Below are 17219 nucleotides of genomic sequence, written 5' to 3'. Positions count from 1 at the left end.
AGCTTCTCTTATAGATGATCCACGATATAACCAAGTTAAATTGAAAAAACAGATTGTTGAAAGAGAACACGAAATTCTGCTACGCAATGAAAGGCCACCGCTCCCAAATTGTACAGCTTCATTAACTAATAGTTTATTAAACCCTATAGGTCTTTCAAATACTATTTATTACTACCCCTACGTAGGGGAAATGCGAGTATATAGTGACGGATGGGGAGTAGGCTATGCTGAAGCTATAAAACATGAAGCAACTACATCTGATCCCGACCAGTATGTGAGGGTTGCAGCTCGGGTCGAGGGTGCTGGTTCATATTATGCAGATGGATATATGTTCAGTTATACTTCAACCCAACAACCTCCATCAGGTAATGCAAATGTAGGCGTTGATTTTGATTGGATTGGAGGTTGCGTGTTTCCTGACGATTGTACTATAGACTTTGTTCTGTGGGAATTAGTAGAAGTGGGACCACTAGAATACCAATGGGTTAAGGCTGGTGAAGATCAAGATGTAGTTAGCTTAACTGGCATAACGTCTGCAATTGACGACCCTTCTGATGCGAGTGGAAGTTTTTCAAATTATATGGACGGTAATATTTTATTATATTGCTTCGCTCTCGAAGTCCATACAAACGCGAGTTGTATTGGTTCTGCGTCTTCAGCTAATTTTGGATTTGCTGATATTACTAGAACTTCTAGAGTAAAATGGAATCAAGGGAGGATAATTTACTAATCTTTGAGCTTATCCCAAAATCCATTGTATTTAATCACGAAAGATAACTATTCAGCCTGACAAAACAACCCACTTTCCGCAGTAAAATCTCAGATTTTATAATTTTTCCTGCTATCGATTTTCAATCTAGCACGGATCTACTGAACTTTTATGCAGAAGGTAAAAGCAACTATATGGTGTATTCAGAGACCAAAATTTTCAAAAAATACTGCGGAACGTAGGTAATATCTTCGAAAAGCTGGATATGATACGGAAAAAGTACTATTCTGAAAATAATACTCGGGAAATAGTACTCCGAAAAATAAAACTCAGGAAATATGAGAATCTAAAAATAGTAATCAGGAGGGTAATTTATTCCAATCTGACCCTAAAAGACAGATATACTTGTTTGTCAGATTAGATTAATAACCCTCACTATGCTACCAATTTACTTTGTTTTATCTATTCTTACTTCTATACAGGAAAATACAGAATAAACATACAATGCCACTGACTATACTAAATCCCGGAGACTTTGTACTTTCTTCAGCTACCTTATTTTCAATAGTATTTGCATTACTGCTTGCGTTACTGCCTTCATTAATGCCTGTACTACTGCCTGCGTTACTGCCCGTAGTATTATTTGTGGCTACTTGAGCAGGTTCTGCAGCTATTGTGTTGCCTTCGTCTTTTGTACCTGTTATTGCGAAGGAAGAGTAGCCAGGTACGTTTGCTGTGAAATGCAAGAACTGATCATCTTCACCTGTTAGACTTACTGGCAGTTCCATCCACTCTTTTTTCTCGTCATCGTACCAATCAAGTATAATCGAGGACTTGTTTATGTTGTTCTCGTCTACCCATGAGGTATTAACTTTAAAATTGACAGTTGGACTCTCAACATTCTTTGAGGTGCCATAACCACCGTTTCCAACCCATATATTGAATGATTTGTAGACGATACCTTCAGGAAGCTCGGAAACCAGACTTGACTTATTTTTCAGTTCCTCTACTATTGTAGTGGTCTTTCCTACGGTTTTTGTTGATCTGAATGTTATCGATTCAACACAGGTTGCATTATTTGTAAAATTAAAATTCACATCATTTCCACTGGAAATAAAGTTCTGTAAAGTCTCTTTTACCTGGACGTTATTCGCGGGTTCAGGGGACCCACCAATGCCACCACTGCTACCTCCGCTCTTGTGGCTGTGTCCTCCACTACTGCTACCACTGTTACTGTCGCTTTCGCTATTACTGTCGCTTTCGCTATTACTATTGCTTTCGCTGTTGCTATCACTTTCGCTAATAGTGTCACTGTTACTATCGCTGGAACTGCTTTCTTCCAGTACGTTTATTGTACTGATTGTTGAGGCTGTTTTGTTTTCATTAACTACTGTCAGGTTGACTTCATAGTTTCCGGGAGAGGAATAAGTGTGCATTGGATTTTGTTCGGTTGAGGTTTCTCCGTCTCCAAAGTTCCAGTACCATTCATTTGCATTTTGCGACAGATCTGTGAATTGCACAGAGAGAGGTGCATAGCCGCTCGTAATATCTGCATCAAAGTCCGCTACAGGAAGGATTTCTTCTTGACCCGGTTCTTCCTCTACAGTTATACTTAGAGATTTTGAGCTCGAACCATTTTCATTATTTACGGTCAAGACAGCAGTATAGCTTCCGGCTGAACCATAGGTATAAGCTGGGTTCTGCTCTGTTGAGGTAGCTCCATCTCCAAAATTCCAGTTCCATTCATTTGCATTTTGTGACAGATCTGTAAATTGAACGTAAAGAGGAGCAGAGCCACTCGTAGTATCTGCATCAAAGTTAGCTACAGGAATGATTTTTTCTTGTTCCGGTTCTTTCTCTACATTTATACTTAGAGACTTAGAACTCGATCCATTTTCATTATTTGCTGTCAGGACAACTTTATAAGTTCCAGCTGAAACATAGGTATGCGCTGGATTCTGCTCTGTTGAGGTTTCTCCGTCTCCAAAGTTCCAATTCCATTCGTTTGCATTCTGCGATCGATCTGTAAATTGCACAGAAAGTGGAGCAGAGCCACTGATAGTGTCTGCATTAAAGTTTGCTACAGGAATGATTTTTTCTGCAGCTGGTTCGCTCTGAACAATTACTTTTTGAGTCTTTGAGCTTGAGCTCTTTTCATTTTTTACAGTCAGGACAACGTTATAGTTTCCAGCTTCAGAGTATGTATGCTTTGGGTTTTTCTCTGCTGAAGTACTCCCGTCTCCGAAACTCCAGGACCAGGAAGTTGCATCTGTACTTTTGTCAGTAAATACTACGTTCAATGGAGCTTTTCCGGAGGTAGGGGACATAGAGAATGCAGCAACCGGCGGGTTTACATCGTTATTCTCGGGAGTTTCATCATTATCTGTGTCATCGGTCCCTGTATCATCGCTTCCACCAGGGTTCCATTTTGCATAATACGGCAATCCTTCTTTATACACACCACTAACACTTTCTGTCGTAACCGTTTTTGTATCAAAAGATGTGTCTATAAATTGCCCGCCTCCTATGTATATTCCAACATGACTGGTAAGCCAGTAATTTCTGTTATTTTTAGTAATGTCTTTTTTCCAAAAAATTACATCACCAGGCGTCGGAGAAGCTGTAGTAACATAATATGCATTTTTTTTCATGTTAGGTACAGTTTGGAACACTATATCTTTGGCTCCAGCTTGCTTGTATACTTGATACACTAAGTGAGAACAATCAATTCCCGATCGGCTATTGCCGCCATGTACTGATTTAACTCCAATCCAGCTTTTTGCGGCTGCTACTACTGTAGATTCAGACGTTCCTGCAGGAGCTGCTGATGCAAGGGGTATGAATGCTATTAAGATAGCTACAAGGAGTATGGCCATTAATTGATGTTTATTTATCTTCATTTTTGCTCAGTGCCCGTACTTTACTAACTTAGTTGTACTATCTGCATTTTATTATTATTAGAGTAACACAACGACTCAACTGAATTTTTAAAAACATAACTCAATTTGAATGTAAACCTGGTACCAGTACTCATTTATGTACGTGAAATTGGATACATTGACTTTGCATTTATAATTATTTAGTAGGATTTATCCAGTATCCTCTTCCCCAGATATCTAGCTTTTCCTTTATGGAACTGGCTTTTTTAAAAAACGTGTCAGCAACTTTTGCCTTAAAATGTAGTACAAATGTAGTTACTCTGGCTTTTACTGTATATCCAGCAGTTTAAATTTAGAGTTCTGAGACAATGAAAAGAGATAATAAAAAGAAAGCGTTTAAAGTCTTTAATTAAAAAAAGAATTCGTTTATTACTGAAGATTATTATAGTATATCCTTTCTAAATAGGGCGGCTACTAATAATTGATTTTATAACAACGTAAAATAAGAATGTAAATCAGAATAAGAGTAACTGCACAAAAACCTGAACTGCAATTGAGATTTAGAATTTATCTTATCTGGCTCTTTGACATTCCGATTTTCTTACCTTTTCAGCATTATTTTCATTTTTAGTATTTTTATTGTATTTTCGACTCAGTTCCAAAATCTAGTGATAAAAGTAAGTGTAACATCACTACACAAAATTATAATTCTATAATTATGTAATGATGTTACGGCAAAAACAATGGTAACTATAAACCTTACTCTTAATAACTTTTCGGAGCTCCCTTCTCTCTTAGACGTTTTTGGTTGTTTTGGAAACGATTATGAATATACTACACGAGGACTTCTTCGTAGAAAAATTCCTCCAGTCTGTTTCATTTGTAGTACTCTAATGGTTCATAATGGCTATAATCCCCATACTAAAGAAGGTCCTGGAGAAATCAACATTGGTCGATAGTTTTTGTTCTGAAATATCCTATCCAAATAATTAATTTGGTAGAGAATTAGTTATAGAGCCTATCCCAAAAGTCATTTCGTTCTTAATCATCAAGAATTTTCAGGATTGTTTTCATGATCAGAAACTTGATTGATTGTTCGGAATACAGGATTCAGAGAAGCAATTTTGAGTTTTGGGATCAGCTCATAAAAAAAGAATTAGATCTACTGAATCTACATGATTTTTTGAGCAAATATTCTGAGGGAGCCACTTATCATATTGTTTTTAGTAATCCAGATATTAATAAAGAGACTGAAGTATTCCTGCCTTTGATTAATTAATAAAGAGACTGAAGTATTCCTGCCTTTGATTAAAAACTCTCATGGTGAAATTGTTTCTTTTCTTAGATTTTTTGACAATTGCAGGCTTTTTGTATTCCCCCAAATTATGGATAAAAGTGTATTCTTAGAAGAGTTACTAACAAATCAATTACCCACTTTATGGCCAGATCTATTTTCATTTAATTCAAAGTTTAAATGGCTTGAACAAGAAGCGTATATGTTACCGAATGTCAGAACATTTGCTTGAAGAAAAAGAATCTCTAATTAAAAGATTCGATACAGAAATTGAACGAAAAGAAAAAGAAATTGAATCTAACTACAAAAAGTATGAATGCCTACATCGTTTATTAACAGAAAGTGGGGATGAACTTGTAAAATCCGTAAAGTCTTTTCTTGAATGGTTAGGCTTTGAGAAAATAAGAATCATGGATGAAGCAAGTGAAGGATTATTGGAAGAAGATTTACAAGTGGAGACTGAAGATGGATTGCTATTTATAGAAATCAAAGGTATTGGGGGCACATCAACAGACGAACAGTGTAGCCAAATTGAAAAAATAAAAAACAGAAGAAGAAAGGAGAGAAGAAATTTCGACGTTTTTGGCTTATACATTGTCAATCATCAGAGATATCAGCCTCCATTATTATGGAAAAATCCTCCATTTAAAATAGAACAGATACAAGATGCTGAAAATGATGAAAGAGGTTTATTGACAACATGGCAATTATTTAATTTATACTATTCCATAAAAGATGGCTGCATATCAAAAGAAGAAGCGCGAAAAGCTTTATTAAAATATGGATTGATTGAATTTTCACCTCAAACCTGTGTTTCATTAGGCGAACCAGTGAAGATATTGCATAATGGAAAAATTATTCTTTTAGATCTGTCTCCTAAGATGAAAACTAATGACGAGTTAATAATAAAAAGAGCAGATCGATATATAAAAACTCAAATTTTGGAAATCCAAGTTAATGATAAGAACGTTGAGTTTGTAGATTCTGGCCCAGTTGGAATCAAAATTAAAATTCACGTAAAAAAATCAGATGAGTTACTCCTAAAAAGCAACGACTCTTTGGATATATCTTAATTTACTTCTGTTAACCATACATATACTAAAGTTAAATTTTCAATTTTCAATTTTAATTTCTTTCTATCCCATACCTTTTAATATTCCAAATACCGTAACTATGAAAACTTACGCATGCTAATCATCTTCAGGTGACGTTATCAATGTACTCTGATCGAATCAATGCACTACCCCCATATCTTTTTGCTACTATAGACGAAGCGAGGGACGAACTGATTGCCAGGGGAGTCGATGTTATCGACCTTGGCGTAGGGGACCCTGACCTGCCGACGCACCCGCACATTGTAGAGGCTATGCGAGAAGCTGTCTGCGACCCAAAAACGCATGATTATCCATCTTATGCCGGAATGCCGGAATTCAGGAAAGCGGCGGCGGACTGGTGTAAGAAATACAAGGGGATTGAGCTTGACCCTGCAACTGAAGTCCTTGCCCTGCTAGGGTCAAAGGAAGCGGTTGCACACATTCCGCTTGCTTTTGTCAATCCTGGAGATGTCGTGCTCTATACTGATCCCGGGTATCCGGTTTACAAAATAGGAACAATGTTTGCGGGTGGAGAACCGTATCCTCTGCCGCTGACTGCCGAAAATAATTTTCTGCCTGACCTGGACTCAATTCCTGAGGATATCCTGAAAAAGGCAAAGTTATTCTTCTTCAATTACCCGAACAACCCCACCGCTGCAACTGCGGACATGCAGTTTTTTGAAAAGGTCGTTGAGTTCTGCAAACAGAATGACATCATTGCAGTGCATGACAATGCCTATTGCCAGATGACATACGATGGGTATGAGTCTCCTTCTTTCCTTGCTGCCGACGGGGCAATGGATATTGGCATGGAACTCTATTCTCATTCCAAGACCTACAACATGACAGGCTGGAGGCTTGGGTTTGCGGTCGGAAATAAAGACCTTATAAAGGGGCTCGGCAAGGTCAAATCCAATGTGGATTCAGGCGTCTTTGATGCTATCCAGATCGCGGGCATTGCAGCCCTCTGTTCATCCCAGGCCTGTGTCGAAGAAACAAATAAAATATATCAGGAGAGACGGGATGCTCTGACAGAAGGGCTCAAAGCCATAGGCCTTAAAGTAAAGCCGCCAAAAGCTACTTTTTATATCTGGGCTCCGGTACCTGAAGGTTTTACCTCAATGAGTTTTGCAAAACTCCTGCTTGAAGAAGCCGGAATCATTGCAACCCCTGGTGTCGGGTTTGGAGAAGCCGGTGAAGGTTATGTCAGGTTTGCCCTCACAAAGCCCGTTGAGAGGATTATAGAAGCTGTCGAGAGAATGAAGAAACTGAAATTCTAACTGACTGGATTTAGAAAAGTTCTGAGCTTTAGAGAAACTATAAGTTTTGGAAAAGCTTTGAACGTCTCAAAACATTCGATATAATATTTGGATTTTAAATATTCGAAGAAAATATTCGGATTTAAAATATTCAAAGAAAATATTCGGATTTAAAATATTCAAAGAAAATATTCGGATTTAAAATATTCAAAGAAAATATTCGGATGTGTAAAAATAATCTGGTCAGGCGCCTTGGATCCCAGGCCAGAAAAATTTTCCGTTTTTATCTAGGTGTATCCTTTTTTGAAAGTCCTGATAGGAGCTTTATTCTTACAGGTCTTATTTTCTGATGTTCCATCTTTATTCGATTGATGTTTTAAAACACCTGAGAACTTTATTGAAACAATGCTGTACTTTATTTTCTTTTACTAAGTTGGGAGCAGCGGATGAATATATATCATTATTTGTCATGTATACCTTTTTACGTATGGAACCCTAGCTCAGTAAAGGTTAACTCCCACATTTATCGTAACCATAACAGTACTTGGGACTGTATATTATTTACAGATAAATAAGTTAACTACCGCGTCAAAAAATAGATCTCAACATAATACAGCGAGTAGTGAGTAAAAAATAAGGGTTGCATGACTTACTCTTTGCCAGGAAATGCCTTACCGTAAAAAGTACACCATAATGAAAGGTATAAAGTACTGAATGATATATCCCGCTGCGGCACTTATACCAAACAGTAGAAGCAATACAACAAACATATTTTTTTTGTCTTTTTCCTCTTTAAGCAGGACTAATAATCCTACACCGCCGCTGGCGCAGAGCCCGGCAATCACTGAGCCATAAGCGATAACACCTTTGAGATACAACATCGTTATTGCGACAGAAGCAGCACAATTTGGAATGAGTCCAAATAACGCTACTAAAAACGGTTGGAAAACACTATGCATTAAAAACATTTTTTCAAAAGTTTCTTCACCCATTTGAGCAATAGCAAAACTTATTGCAAACGAAACACCAAAAATAAATATAAAAATCTTGACGGTATGGATTACAGGATGAAAGATAATCTCTTTTGGATTAAATTCTGTTGATGAAGGACTTGTGCTGTGATCGCAACAAGCTTTTTCGTTCATGATTGTTTCATGGTTATGATATTCGTTATTGTGACCTTCTGCATATGCCTTAATGTGGGCTAAGGTCTTTTTGTTTGATTCCTTAAAAGCGAAATCAACAGCATATCCACCGATTAGAGCGATAATAATTTTTGTTATCATCAAAGGCACAACAATTTTAGCATTTCCCGGTTGAGATAGAATTACCGGAATTGCCTCGTCTGAAGTGGACAAATAAACAGCAAGTAAAGTACCAATAGTGATTAACCTTTGCGTGTATAGAGCCGAAGCGACAACGGATATGCCGCACTGAGGAAAACTACCTGTCACTGCTCCTATAGCAGGACCAAGTACTCCAGCTTTTTGTACCGTTTCTCTGATATTGTTTGAATATTTATATTCAACTAATTCAATTCCAACAAAAATAACAAAAAGTAATGGAATCATTTTTGCGCTATCTGTTAAAGCGTCTAAGAAAATATCGAACAAATAAGCTACTTCCATCTAATGGCCTCTACTTCGATTTAGTTTACCATTTTTTGGGCTTCCTGGGTCTTCACTCCACCAAATTTGGGAAGTAAACCTCAGTAACCTTTCACACGTCATCGATTTTGCCAATAACTTATTCTCTTAGTGACTCCTGGTCTGGAAGTTGCTTCATCGATTCCTCAATACAATATCCAGTATCTAAACCCCATATCTAAATCTAGTATCTAAACCCCATATCTAAATCTAGTATCTAAACCCCATATCTAAATCTAGTATCTAAACCCAGTATCTAAACCGAATAAAGTATAATTTTTGTTGAACTTCCGTGTTTGATATTATCTTTATGCGGCAACTAAGCTGGTTAAGAGAAACTCTTTCTAATGCAATGTTCTTGAGTCACTCTTTAATATATAATTACAATTTTATAAATGTATGCAATTTATGTGAAAATAAAGCTCTGTAACAATAAGGTTTATCCGCTATAAAAAAACATTATCGATTGGGGGAATTTTATGGAAACAATGGACGCAATTTTAACCCGAAGAAGTATCCGAAAGTATTTGCCAGACCCGGTAAAACGGGATGTGATTGAGAATGTTTTAAAAGCCGGAATGAATGCACCATCCGCAGGAGATGAACAGCCCTGGCATTTCATTGCAATTGATCAACATGACCTGCTTGAGAAAATCTCAGAGGTACATCCATATGCAAAGATGCTTAAGGGTACTCCAGCTGCAGTGCTTGTCTGCGTGGATCAGCACGCTCCAAAATTTAACGATTTCTGGATTCAAGACTGTTCGGCTGCAAGTCAAAATATGCTGCTTGCCGCCCACGATTTAGGGCTTGGTGCTGTCTGGATTGGGGTTTATCCTGTTGAAACGATGATTCAGGAACTAAGGAATTTGTTAAATATTCCGGCGCATGTAGCTCCGTTTTCGATTATTGCTATGGGTTATCCGGCAGAGGAAAAATCAGGCAGGATGAGGTATGATACTTCCAGAATCCATAGTAATTCCTGGTAAAATTTCTCGAACCCGAGTCCGAGTCCAGAATAATGCCTTATTTCAATCAGGCAGCCTTCTACATAAGTTCCCGGAGGAAGGTGTGTTACTGAGAAGTATGATTTATACTGTTATTATTTTCACTGAAGCTTTCCTTTACTTTTTATTATTTATAGTTAAACTTTTTAATATTTGTCTCAGATATTCTTTTGGAAATGTTGTCCAATTAAAGAGCAACTAAGTGTAAACTCAAGCAGTGATGTAAATTAAGTGCAAACTCAGGCAGTAATGTAAATTAAATTAAAAGTAAGCAGTAATCTAAATTAAATGCAAAATTGAGCAATAGTGCACAGAGGGCTGGTTTATGGAAAAGAAGCTGACATTAAGTCTTATTTTACTTATAATTATTTTTGCTGCACTGCCTTACTCAGCAGGAGCTGCCAATGAAAATTTTCTTAAATATACGAGTTCAGGAAATGCTTTTGGAGCTGGTGAAGTTCTTCAGATCGACCAGGACATTCAGGGAGACCTGGTGCTTGCTGGGTCCCAAATTGAAGTAAATGGAAACACAGGAGGTAATTTCCTGGGTGCCGGCGGGGAGATAATTGTTAATGGAAACATTTCAGGAAACATTATCGCGGCCGGAGGCTCCATAAGGGTAAATGGAAATGTAGGTGGAGATGTGGCAGCGATAGGCGGCCAGATTGTTCTTTCTCGAGACAGCGTGGTTAAAGGTGATATTCTGCTTGGCGGAGGGGAAGTAACACTCAACGGAATAGTTGACGGAAATGGAGATATCTCGACAGGTACTCTCAAAACCGGAGATGACTTCGAGCTTAAAGGAAACCTTGCACTCCAAGCCAATAATTATCCACCCAATCTGAACGATAAAGTTGGCGGAAACCTGAATATTACGCAGGTAAATGCAAAAGAAGAACAGCATGAAGGTGTTTTTGAAGGGTTTAGCATTTTCTTCTTCATCCTGAGACTGCTCGCGTCTCTGGCTCTGGGCCTGGTTCTGATCTATCTTTTCCCGGGGTTCGTAGGTGGGGTTGCGGAACTCGTAAAAGATTCACCTCTTAAGGCAGGATTACTGGGTTTTCTGACTCTAATTTTCCTTCCAGTGCTCTCAATAATCTTGCTTATTACTTTCTTTGGATGGAGTCTTTCGATTCTTATTATCCTGCTTCTGATACTTGCACTTCTTATCGCGACAGTGCCTGTGAAACTGCTTGCAGGCGAGATAATCTATAATAAAATATTAAAAAAGGAAGCGGGAAAACTAATGTACTATCTTGTCGGGGCAGTCCTGTTTGCAATTGTATACGAAATTCCTTTCCTGGGAGGGCTTATACGTTTTATTGCCCTCATTATTGGGTTAGGAGCAATAGTAGTCTGGCTTGCAACTCGCGCCAGACCAACTGGTTAAGCGGGTGAATTTTCTAAGAGGGAAAATTTCAATTTTTTTCATTCAGGTAGCTTCAGACAGATTTTCAAAAAACCTGATAAAACCAGAAAATTTGGAGAAAACAGGGAAATTTGGAGAATTCAGACAAAGACAGCGATATCCTGTTTGATTACCATATTAAATCCGTTGTTGACGGAACTTGTGAACTGGAAAGTGGGAACGAATATCCTTAATTAACGGCCAAGAACGTCTAAAAGAGCGGAGAGCTCCAAAAAGATATTATGAGTGAAATTATGAGTGAAATTTATAGCTTCCGTTATATCCATCACAACATCAAATAATTATATAACTATAAATTTCTGTAGTGATGTTATACTGGATTTTTATCACTAAATTTTGAAACTGAGTCTAATGAAGGCGAATAAAATTTATTTTTTGCTTATAGATAAGTGATAGAATGGAGAAAAGACATTTTTATATTTCAAATAATAAAATTCGTATTCCTGCCGTTCTGTGGGGAAAGCAGAGTGAAAAGCTGTTGATTGAAGTTCATGGCAATCTTTCTAATAAAGAGGACACCGTAATTTCCATGATGGCACAAAAAGCCGTTGAAAAAGGTTACCAGGCGTTAAGCTTTGACCTGCCTATGCATGGTGAACGTGTAGATGAGGAATATGCCTGTATTCCCAAAAATTGCGTAAGTGATTTGGCCGCTGTTTATGAATATGCAAAGTCACTTGCACCTGACATTTATTTGTTTGCGTGCAGCATGGGAGCTTATTTCAGTCTGCTTGCCTATCATGACATTAACATAAAGCAAAGTTTTTTTCTCTCGCCCGTCGTCAATATGGAACGCATCATACACAATATGATGGAAGGTTTCCAGGTAAGTGAAGAAAGACTAAAAGCAGAGCATGAAATCCGATTGCCGATTGGACAAACACTGGAATGGAACTATTATTGCTACGTGAAAGAAAACCCAATTTGTTTTGAATGGAAAGTACCTACTGCCATTTTGTATGGTTCTGACGATAATCTCTCTGAATGGGATGAGATCTCAGCATTTGCAGAGAGGTATCAATCAACAGTTAAAGTCCTGGAACATGGAGAACATTACTTCCATACGGAAGAGCAATTAAAGGTTTTTGATAGATGGGCAGATGAAAATCTGCTGTAAAACTTGATGTTATACTGCAAACAGAGAAGTATGCAGTATTTATTATTTTACTCACGTGGTGATCGAATAATTCAGGTTTCACAGATTGAGAAATAACGAAAAGTAATAAATGCTGATGATCAATATATCTGTCCAGAGGATTTGATATGATGTCTCACCTTATCATTGATCAGGATCGCTGCACAGGATGCGGCCTTTGTGTAAAGATGTGCTCCTCAGGTATTATTGCTCTGGATGATAAGTCAAATTTTCCTCAGGTGCAGGAAGAAAACGTTTCCCACTGTCTCTATTGCGGGCACTGCGAGGCATTTTGCCCATCTCAGGCACTCACCCTGAATTTCCTACCTGATGAAAAAGTTTCCCTGCCTGCCGGTGCTGGCAATATCTCTCAGGAGGATATAGCTTTCTATCTCAAAAAACGCAGGTCTATCCGGCATTTTACCAGGGAACCCGTACCAAAGGAGAAAATCCTTGAAGTCCTCGATATTGCCCGTTATGCAGCATCTGGAGGTAACGGTCAGCCGGTGCAGTGGCTGATAATCCATGATCCTGAAGAAGTAAAGAAGATTGCCGGGCTAACTATCGAATGGATGAAAAACCTGCTGAACACCGACCACCCTATGAGCGGGTTTGTGCCGATGCTTATTTCTGCATGGGAACAGGGAATTGATGTCATCTGTCGGGGCGCTCCACACCTGCTTTTCGCCCACATCCCAGAGGACAACCCTATTGCGCCTACTGATGCCATCATCGCCCTCACCCATTTCGATATCGCTGCACCGGCATTCGGGATCGGGACATGCTGGGCAGGATTCGTTGCGGCTGCTGCCATGTCCTATGCACCTCTCCAGAAGGAACTGGGCTTTCCAGAAGGAAGGAAATGTGCCTACGCAATGATGTTTGGCAATCCGGAGTACAAGGTTTATGGAATCCCACGCAGGAAGCCTCTTGAGGTTATGTGGAAGTAAGGTTGAAGTTTTGAAAAGCGACAAACCACTATGATAAGAATTGCCGTTCTCCTGGGAAGCCCTTGAATGAACGGCAGCACCACTATTTTGCAGGGATCACAGCTCGGGCCAAAACCTGGCTCGACTAACTCTTTCCATATACAGGCATGGACCTGAGTCCAGAAATGCCGGAAATTAAACACCTGCTTTATTAGCGTCCATCAAACCTGATAATAAATCCGGTCTTAGATTTACACTCAAATCCAGCATTTTCATAAAACGGTATAGCTTCTTTTCTTCCTGTAAGGAGCATAATTTTATAACAGCCTTTTTCTCTGGCTATTTCCTGTGCCTTTTTTAAAAGTCTTGTTCCAATTCCCCTTTTTCTATAATCTGGATGCGTCACAACACTCTCGATAATGGCATAAGGACTTGCGCTCCTTGTCAGGTTCTTGATAATAATCATTACGCAGGTGGATACCAGTTTTCCATCTACTTCAACCACAAGGTAGTGCTGACTCGGATCTTCCAATATTTCCTGCCATAGCTTTTTGAGCTCAGCATCCTCTACAAGATCTGGATCGTCCTTGTTCAGGTACTTATAGAGATCCAGCAGTTCTCTCAATTCATGTTTTTGAATATAGCGAATAATTTCATTCATAGTCAGTCCTTTTCCTCAGTTCCTTTTCCTTAGTCCCTTTTCCTTAAATACTCAGGAGCCTGCGGAATTTTATGCATCATACCATAAGATCTGCCTGACGGGTAGTACTCGGCACCGAGCTGAATTTTTCCTGCCGTTTTTTCGTCTGTCATATATTCTATAAATGCAAATGCAAGATCAATGCCAGCAGAAATGCCTGCCGAGGTCCAGATGTTTCCGTCTCTAACAATTCGATCCTCCACTACCTCCACGTCACCCAGGTCTCGTAGTTTCTGGAGTGAAGCCCAGTGGGTAGTAGCTCGCCTGTTTGAGAGTAGGCCAGCACGGTGAAGGATGAATGTGCCGGTACAGACCGATAGTACAGCTTTGCAATGTCTGGCTTGCTCGGCAACGAATTTAATTAGGGATGGGTTATCAACTTCTCTCTGTGTACCTTCCCCGCCCGGCACAAGGAGAAAATCAAGTGGAGGGCAATCTGCAAAGGTGACATGAGGATTTATGGACATTCCTTTGCTACAGATCACGGGAGCGGGATTTTCGGCAACCATGAAGCATTTCTCAGGTCCCTGGGCAAATTTGCTCCAGAGTGATATTATTTCCCAGGGGCCAACAAGGTCCAGTTCTTCCAGCCCTGGGAAAATCAAAAATCCGAAATTCATGTTAGAAAGGTTGGGGATGTTTTGTAAATAATTTTCTATGGCATAACTAAAAATAGATTTTCATACTTTTTTGAAGATATCGTATTTAGCTGTCAGCAATTGATTCCATAACTTGATTCCTAAGAAGAGTCCAATAAGTATTTCATTATAATCCCAAAAAGTATTTTATGTTAGTGGAAACAATTACAACTGTCTTTCCGCAGATGTCATCTTAAAATGAATAATTTTCTTGCTATCGTTTTGGTGTACTGGCCTGTTATTATGGGGTTCTGTTGCTTATTACGCTCCTGAATTTCTATTAAACTAATTTCATTCAAAAGTTTGTTTTGTTATCCTACCCTGCAATACCAATTTTACTTTTTTTATGAATAAGGAGCAGGAAAGTCTGGATCTAATAGGGCCAGTATGAAAAATTTGATAAAAAAGAGCTTATCGAACACGCGGATCCTGCTGCATTATCCCGAATATGTTTCTCTCGGTATCGAGGCAGTATGCGTACCAGCCTACTCCACTAATGGGCTTTTTTTCCATAGTAATTTTTCCACCATGCTTTTGTATTCTGATAAGGTATTCATCGATATCCTGGACGCCTATTGTGCAGATATAGGTACTTATCGGCGTATCTGCCTTTGGTTCCATTCCCTGCCTTTTCATCAGGCCACCATCGATTCCGGTCTCGTCTTCCTTGCCGGTGGTTATATTCCAGTATTCCATCGAACCTTCCGATCTCTCTATTTTCCAGCCAAACACATCTTGATAGAATTTCTTAGCTCTTGCAATGTTTCCTGCGTATATCTCAAAATGAATTACTCTTGGCGTGAGAATTACCCCCTGTCTTATTAGATAATTTGGACGATATTCATATATTAATTTAGGTTTTATTTTAAACACTTAGTTTTCTGATCCAGAACGACATATATAAGTCAGGAAACTATTAGAGGATACTCAGGAAACTATTAGGGGATTCTCAGAAAATTCTTAGGAGATACTCAGGAGATTCTTAGGTAATTAGAAGATTCAGACTGGCTTTTTCGCTTTGTCGCTCTTTCCTTTATTCTAAGAGCTGATCCCAAAACTCAAAATTGCTTCTCTGAATCCTGTATTCCGAACAATCAATCAAGTTTCTGATCATGAAAACAGTCCTGAAAATTCTTGATGATTAAGAACGAAATGGCTTTTGGGATAGGCTCTAACACTTAACTTTTCTACCAGACTGGTTAAGATTCTGGCTTTTGAGCAGCTTTTGGGCAAAGAATTAAAGAGAAATGTTAATCCTTCTTTTTAGCTAAAAATTGTGCAACATATTCAGTGAAAAGTTCCATATCTCCAATGTCATTTTGCAGATTTTCGTAAAGCCGATCCAGCTCTATTTTCGCATACTTCAGCTCTACTTTCGCATACAATGTACAAACACATTTAATGAGATAAATATTGAGGCAGGAATTATCCAATTGTAGAAATCAAAATGGTTTTGATACCACCCGGAAAGATTACTATTTCATCTTATCGACGAAATAGTTTTGGAAATATCTTGAAAACATAAAAGGAAACCCACGAACGATGTTGTTGGATTCTCTCCTGAATAATAAATAAATATAAATATAATAAGGTAGCAGGCTTGTTGCAATTAAAGCTTATTACATTAAATCTGATTTATGGCATTATGAATGATAAGAATAAAAATGATAAGAAATGAAAATAAAGTATTTTTTAATAAATTAACTTCAGAATCAGTAGAACTTGGCATACTTCTTGCAATTGTAGGGGGATTTCTTGATGCTTACACATTCGTTGGAAGAGGTGGAGTTTTCGCCAATGCCCAGACCGGAAATGTCGTGCTTATGGGCATAGAAGCTGCAACAGGAGAATGGGGGCAGGTAGTGCTTCATGCGGTTCCTATTCTGGCATTTATGGTCGGAGTGGTAGTTGCCGAGATGATTAAAAAGCTTTCAATGCGCATGTTTATAGCGGATTTTGAAAGAGCAGTTTTAATTCTTGAAACTGTAGTACTTTTTATTGTAGGCTTTATACCGTATACAAGCCCGAATATCATTGTAACGGTTGCTGTTTCATTTGTCTCTTCAGTTCAGATATCTTCATTTCGCAAACTCGTTGGTTCTACATATAGCACAACAATGGTTACGGGAAATTTACGTTCAGCTACACAAGAAGCTTATATTGCTTTCACAAAAAAAGATGAGGAATCGGCTCGCAGAACCATTCGATACTCTGCAATTAACCTTTCGTTTCTAGCAGGAGCTATTTTGGGAGGGTTGCTTACATCAGTTATTGGAGTTAAAGCCGTATGGGTAGCTGTTGTCGTGCTGATATGTTCTATAATTTTGTTCAATAACGAATGTAAGAGTATGGATGATGTTATTGAAATATAAAAAACTCAATGGGTTAACATTAGATTGGTGAACCACTGAAAACAAATCAGGAAATTCATAACAATTAGAGCGGTAACAGTCTAAGTAGTAACAGTTAGAGCATTAACGGTCTAAGTAATAACAATTAG

Annotated in this window: 13 protein-coding genes and 1 pseudogene; 9 read left to right on the top strand and 5 right to left on the bottom strand. The window is 38.5% G+C overall.

Features of this window, described 5'->3' with window-relative positions; genetic code table 11:
- The coding region (locus A9239_RS10840) for a hypothetical protein (protein ID WP_218104597.1) at positions 1 to 730 on the top strand (730 nt) is incomplete at its 5' end.
- Positions 731 to 1167: 437 nt separating this feature from the next.
- On the opposite strand, the gene A9239_RS10835 is transcribed toward A9239_RS10840, so the two are convergent.
- Positions 1168 to 3609, bottom strand: a complete 2442-nt coding sequence (locus tag A9239_RS10835) for a PKD domain-containing protein (protein WP_080943684.1) — start codon at positions 3607 to 3609, stop codon at positions 1168 to 1170.
- 722 nt (positions 3610 to 4331) lie between these two features.
- Here A9239_RS10835 and A9239_RS18355 point away from each other — a divergent pair.
- The 3 genes and pseudogenes from A9239_RS18355 to A9239_RS10815 form a co-directional block, all read left to right on the top strand.
- Positions 4332 to 4544, top strand: a pseudogene (locus A9239_RS18355) (ISNCY family transposase); the annotation flags it as partial.
- Positions 4545 to 5094: 550 nt separating this feature from the next.
- Positions 5095 to 5955, top strand: a complete 861-nt coding sequence (locus A9239_RS10820) for a hypothetical protein (protein WP_052712733.1) — start codon at positions 5095 to 5097, stop codon at positions 5953 to 5955.
- A gap of 143 nt (positions 5956 to 6098) precedes the next feature.
- Entirely contained in the window at positions 6099 to 7256 is a 1158-nt protein-coding gene (locus A9239_RS10815) for an LL-diaminopimelate aminotransferase (RefSeq protein ID WP_048118535.1), read from the top strand.
- Positions 7257 to 7906: 650 nt separating this feature from the next.
- Here the strand turns inward: A9239_RS10815 and A9239_RS10810 are convergent.
- Complete coding sequence (locus A9239_RS10810; RefSeq protein ID WP_048155141.1) at positions 7907 to 8863, bottom strand: putative manganese transporter; 957 nt, start codon at positions 8861 to 8863, stop codon at positions 7907 to 7909.
- Between the two features lie 497 nt (positions 8864 to 9360).
- Between A9239_RS10810 and A9239_RS10805 the strand changes: the two genes are divergently transcribed.
- The 4 genes from A9239_RS10805 (at position 9361) to A9239_RS10790 (ending at position 13402) form a co-directional block, all read left to right on the top strand.
- Positions 9361 to 9870, top strand: coding sequence for a nitroreductase family protein (locus tag A9239_RS10805; RefSeq protein WP_048118529.1), 510 nt, complete (start codon positions 9361 to 9363; stop codon positions 9868 to 9870).
- Between the two features lie 343 nt (positions 9871 to 10213).
- Positions 10214 to 11278, top strand: coding sequence for a hypothetical protein (locus A9239_RS10800; protein WP_048118527.1), 1065 nt, complete (start codon positions 10214 to 10216; stop codon positions 11276 to 11278).
- Positions 11279 to 11714: 436 nt separating this feature from the next.
- Positions 11715 to 12434 carry a carboxylesterase gene (locus A9239_RS10795; protein ID WP_048118525.1) on the top strand — a complete coding sequence of 240 codons (720 nt, stop codon included), beginning with the start codon at positions 11715 to 11717 and terminating at the stop codon, positions 12432 to 12434.
- Positions 12435 to 12580: 146 nt separating this feature from the next.
- On the top strand, positions 12581 to 13402 hold the full coding sequence (locus A9239_RS10790) for a nitroreductase family protein (RefSeq protein WP_230669081.1): 822 nt from the start codon (positions 12581 to 12583) through the stop codon (positions 13400 to 13402).
- A gap of 190 nt (positions 13403 to 13592) precedes the next feature.
- On the opposite strand, the gene A9239_RS10785 is transcribed toward A9239_RS10790, so the two are convergent.
- The 3 genes from A9239_RS10785 to A9239_RS10775 all read right to left on the bottom strand — a co-directional run bounded on the left by A9239_RS10785 (position 13593) and on the right by A9239_RS10775 (position 15592).
- Positions 13593 to 14042: a GNAT family N-acetyltransferase gene (locus A9239_RS10785; protein WP_048155146.1), complete on the bottom strand. Its 450-nt coding sequence runs from the start codon at positions 14040 to 14042 to the stop codon at positions 13593 to 13595.
- Between the two features lie 29 nt (positions 14043 to 14071).
- Positions 14072 to 14686, bottom strand: coding sequence for a DJ-1/PfpI family protein (locus A9239_RS10780; RefSeq protein ID WP_230669083.1), 615 nt, complete (start codon positions 14684 to 14686; stop codon positions 14072 to 14074).
- A gap of 444 nt (positions 14687 to 15130) precedes the next feature.
- Positions 15131 to 15592, bottom strand: a complete 462-nt coding sequence (locus tag A9239_RS10775) for a VOC family protein (protein WP_230669085.1) — start codon at positions 15590 to 15592, stop codon at positions 15131 to 15133.
- Between the two features lie 791 nt (positions 15593 to 16383).
- Between A9239_RS10775 and A9239_RS10770 the strand changes: the two genes are divergently transcribed.
- Complete coding sequence (locus A9239_RS10770; RefSeq protein ID WP_052712959.1) at positions 16384 to 17091, top strand: YoaK family protein; 708 nt, start codon at positions 16384 to 16386, stop codon at positions 17089 to 17091.
- The last annotated feature ends 128 nt before the right edge of the window (positions 17092 to 17219 follow it).

This window comes from Methanosarcina sp. A14 (genome assembly GCF_001729375.1).
In the GTDB taxonomy this organism is placed as follows: Archaea; Halobacteriota; Methanosarcinia; order Methanosarcinales; family Methanosarcinaceae; genus Methanosarcina; species Methanosarcina barkeri.
Note: the sequence above shows the minus strand (reverse complement) of the source record. Positions and strands in the feature narration are given on the sequence as shown.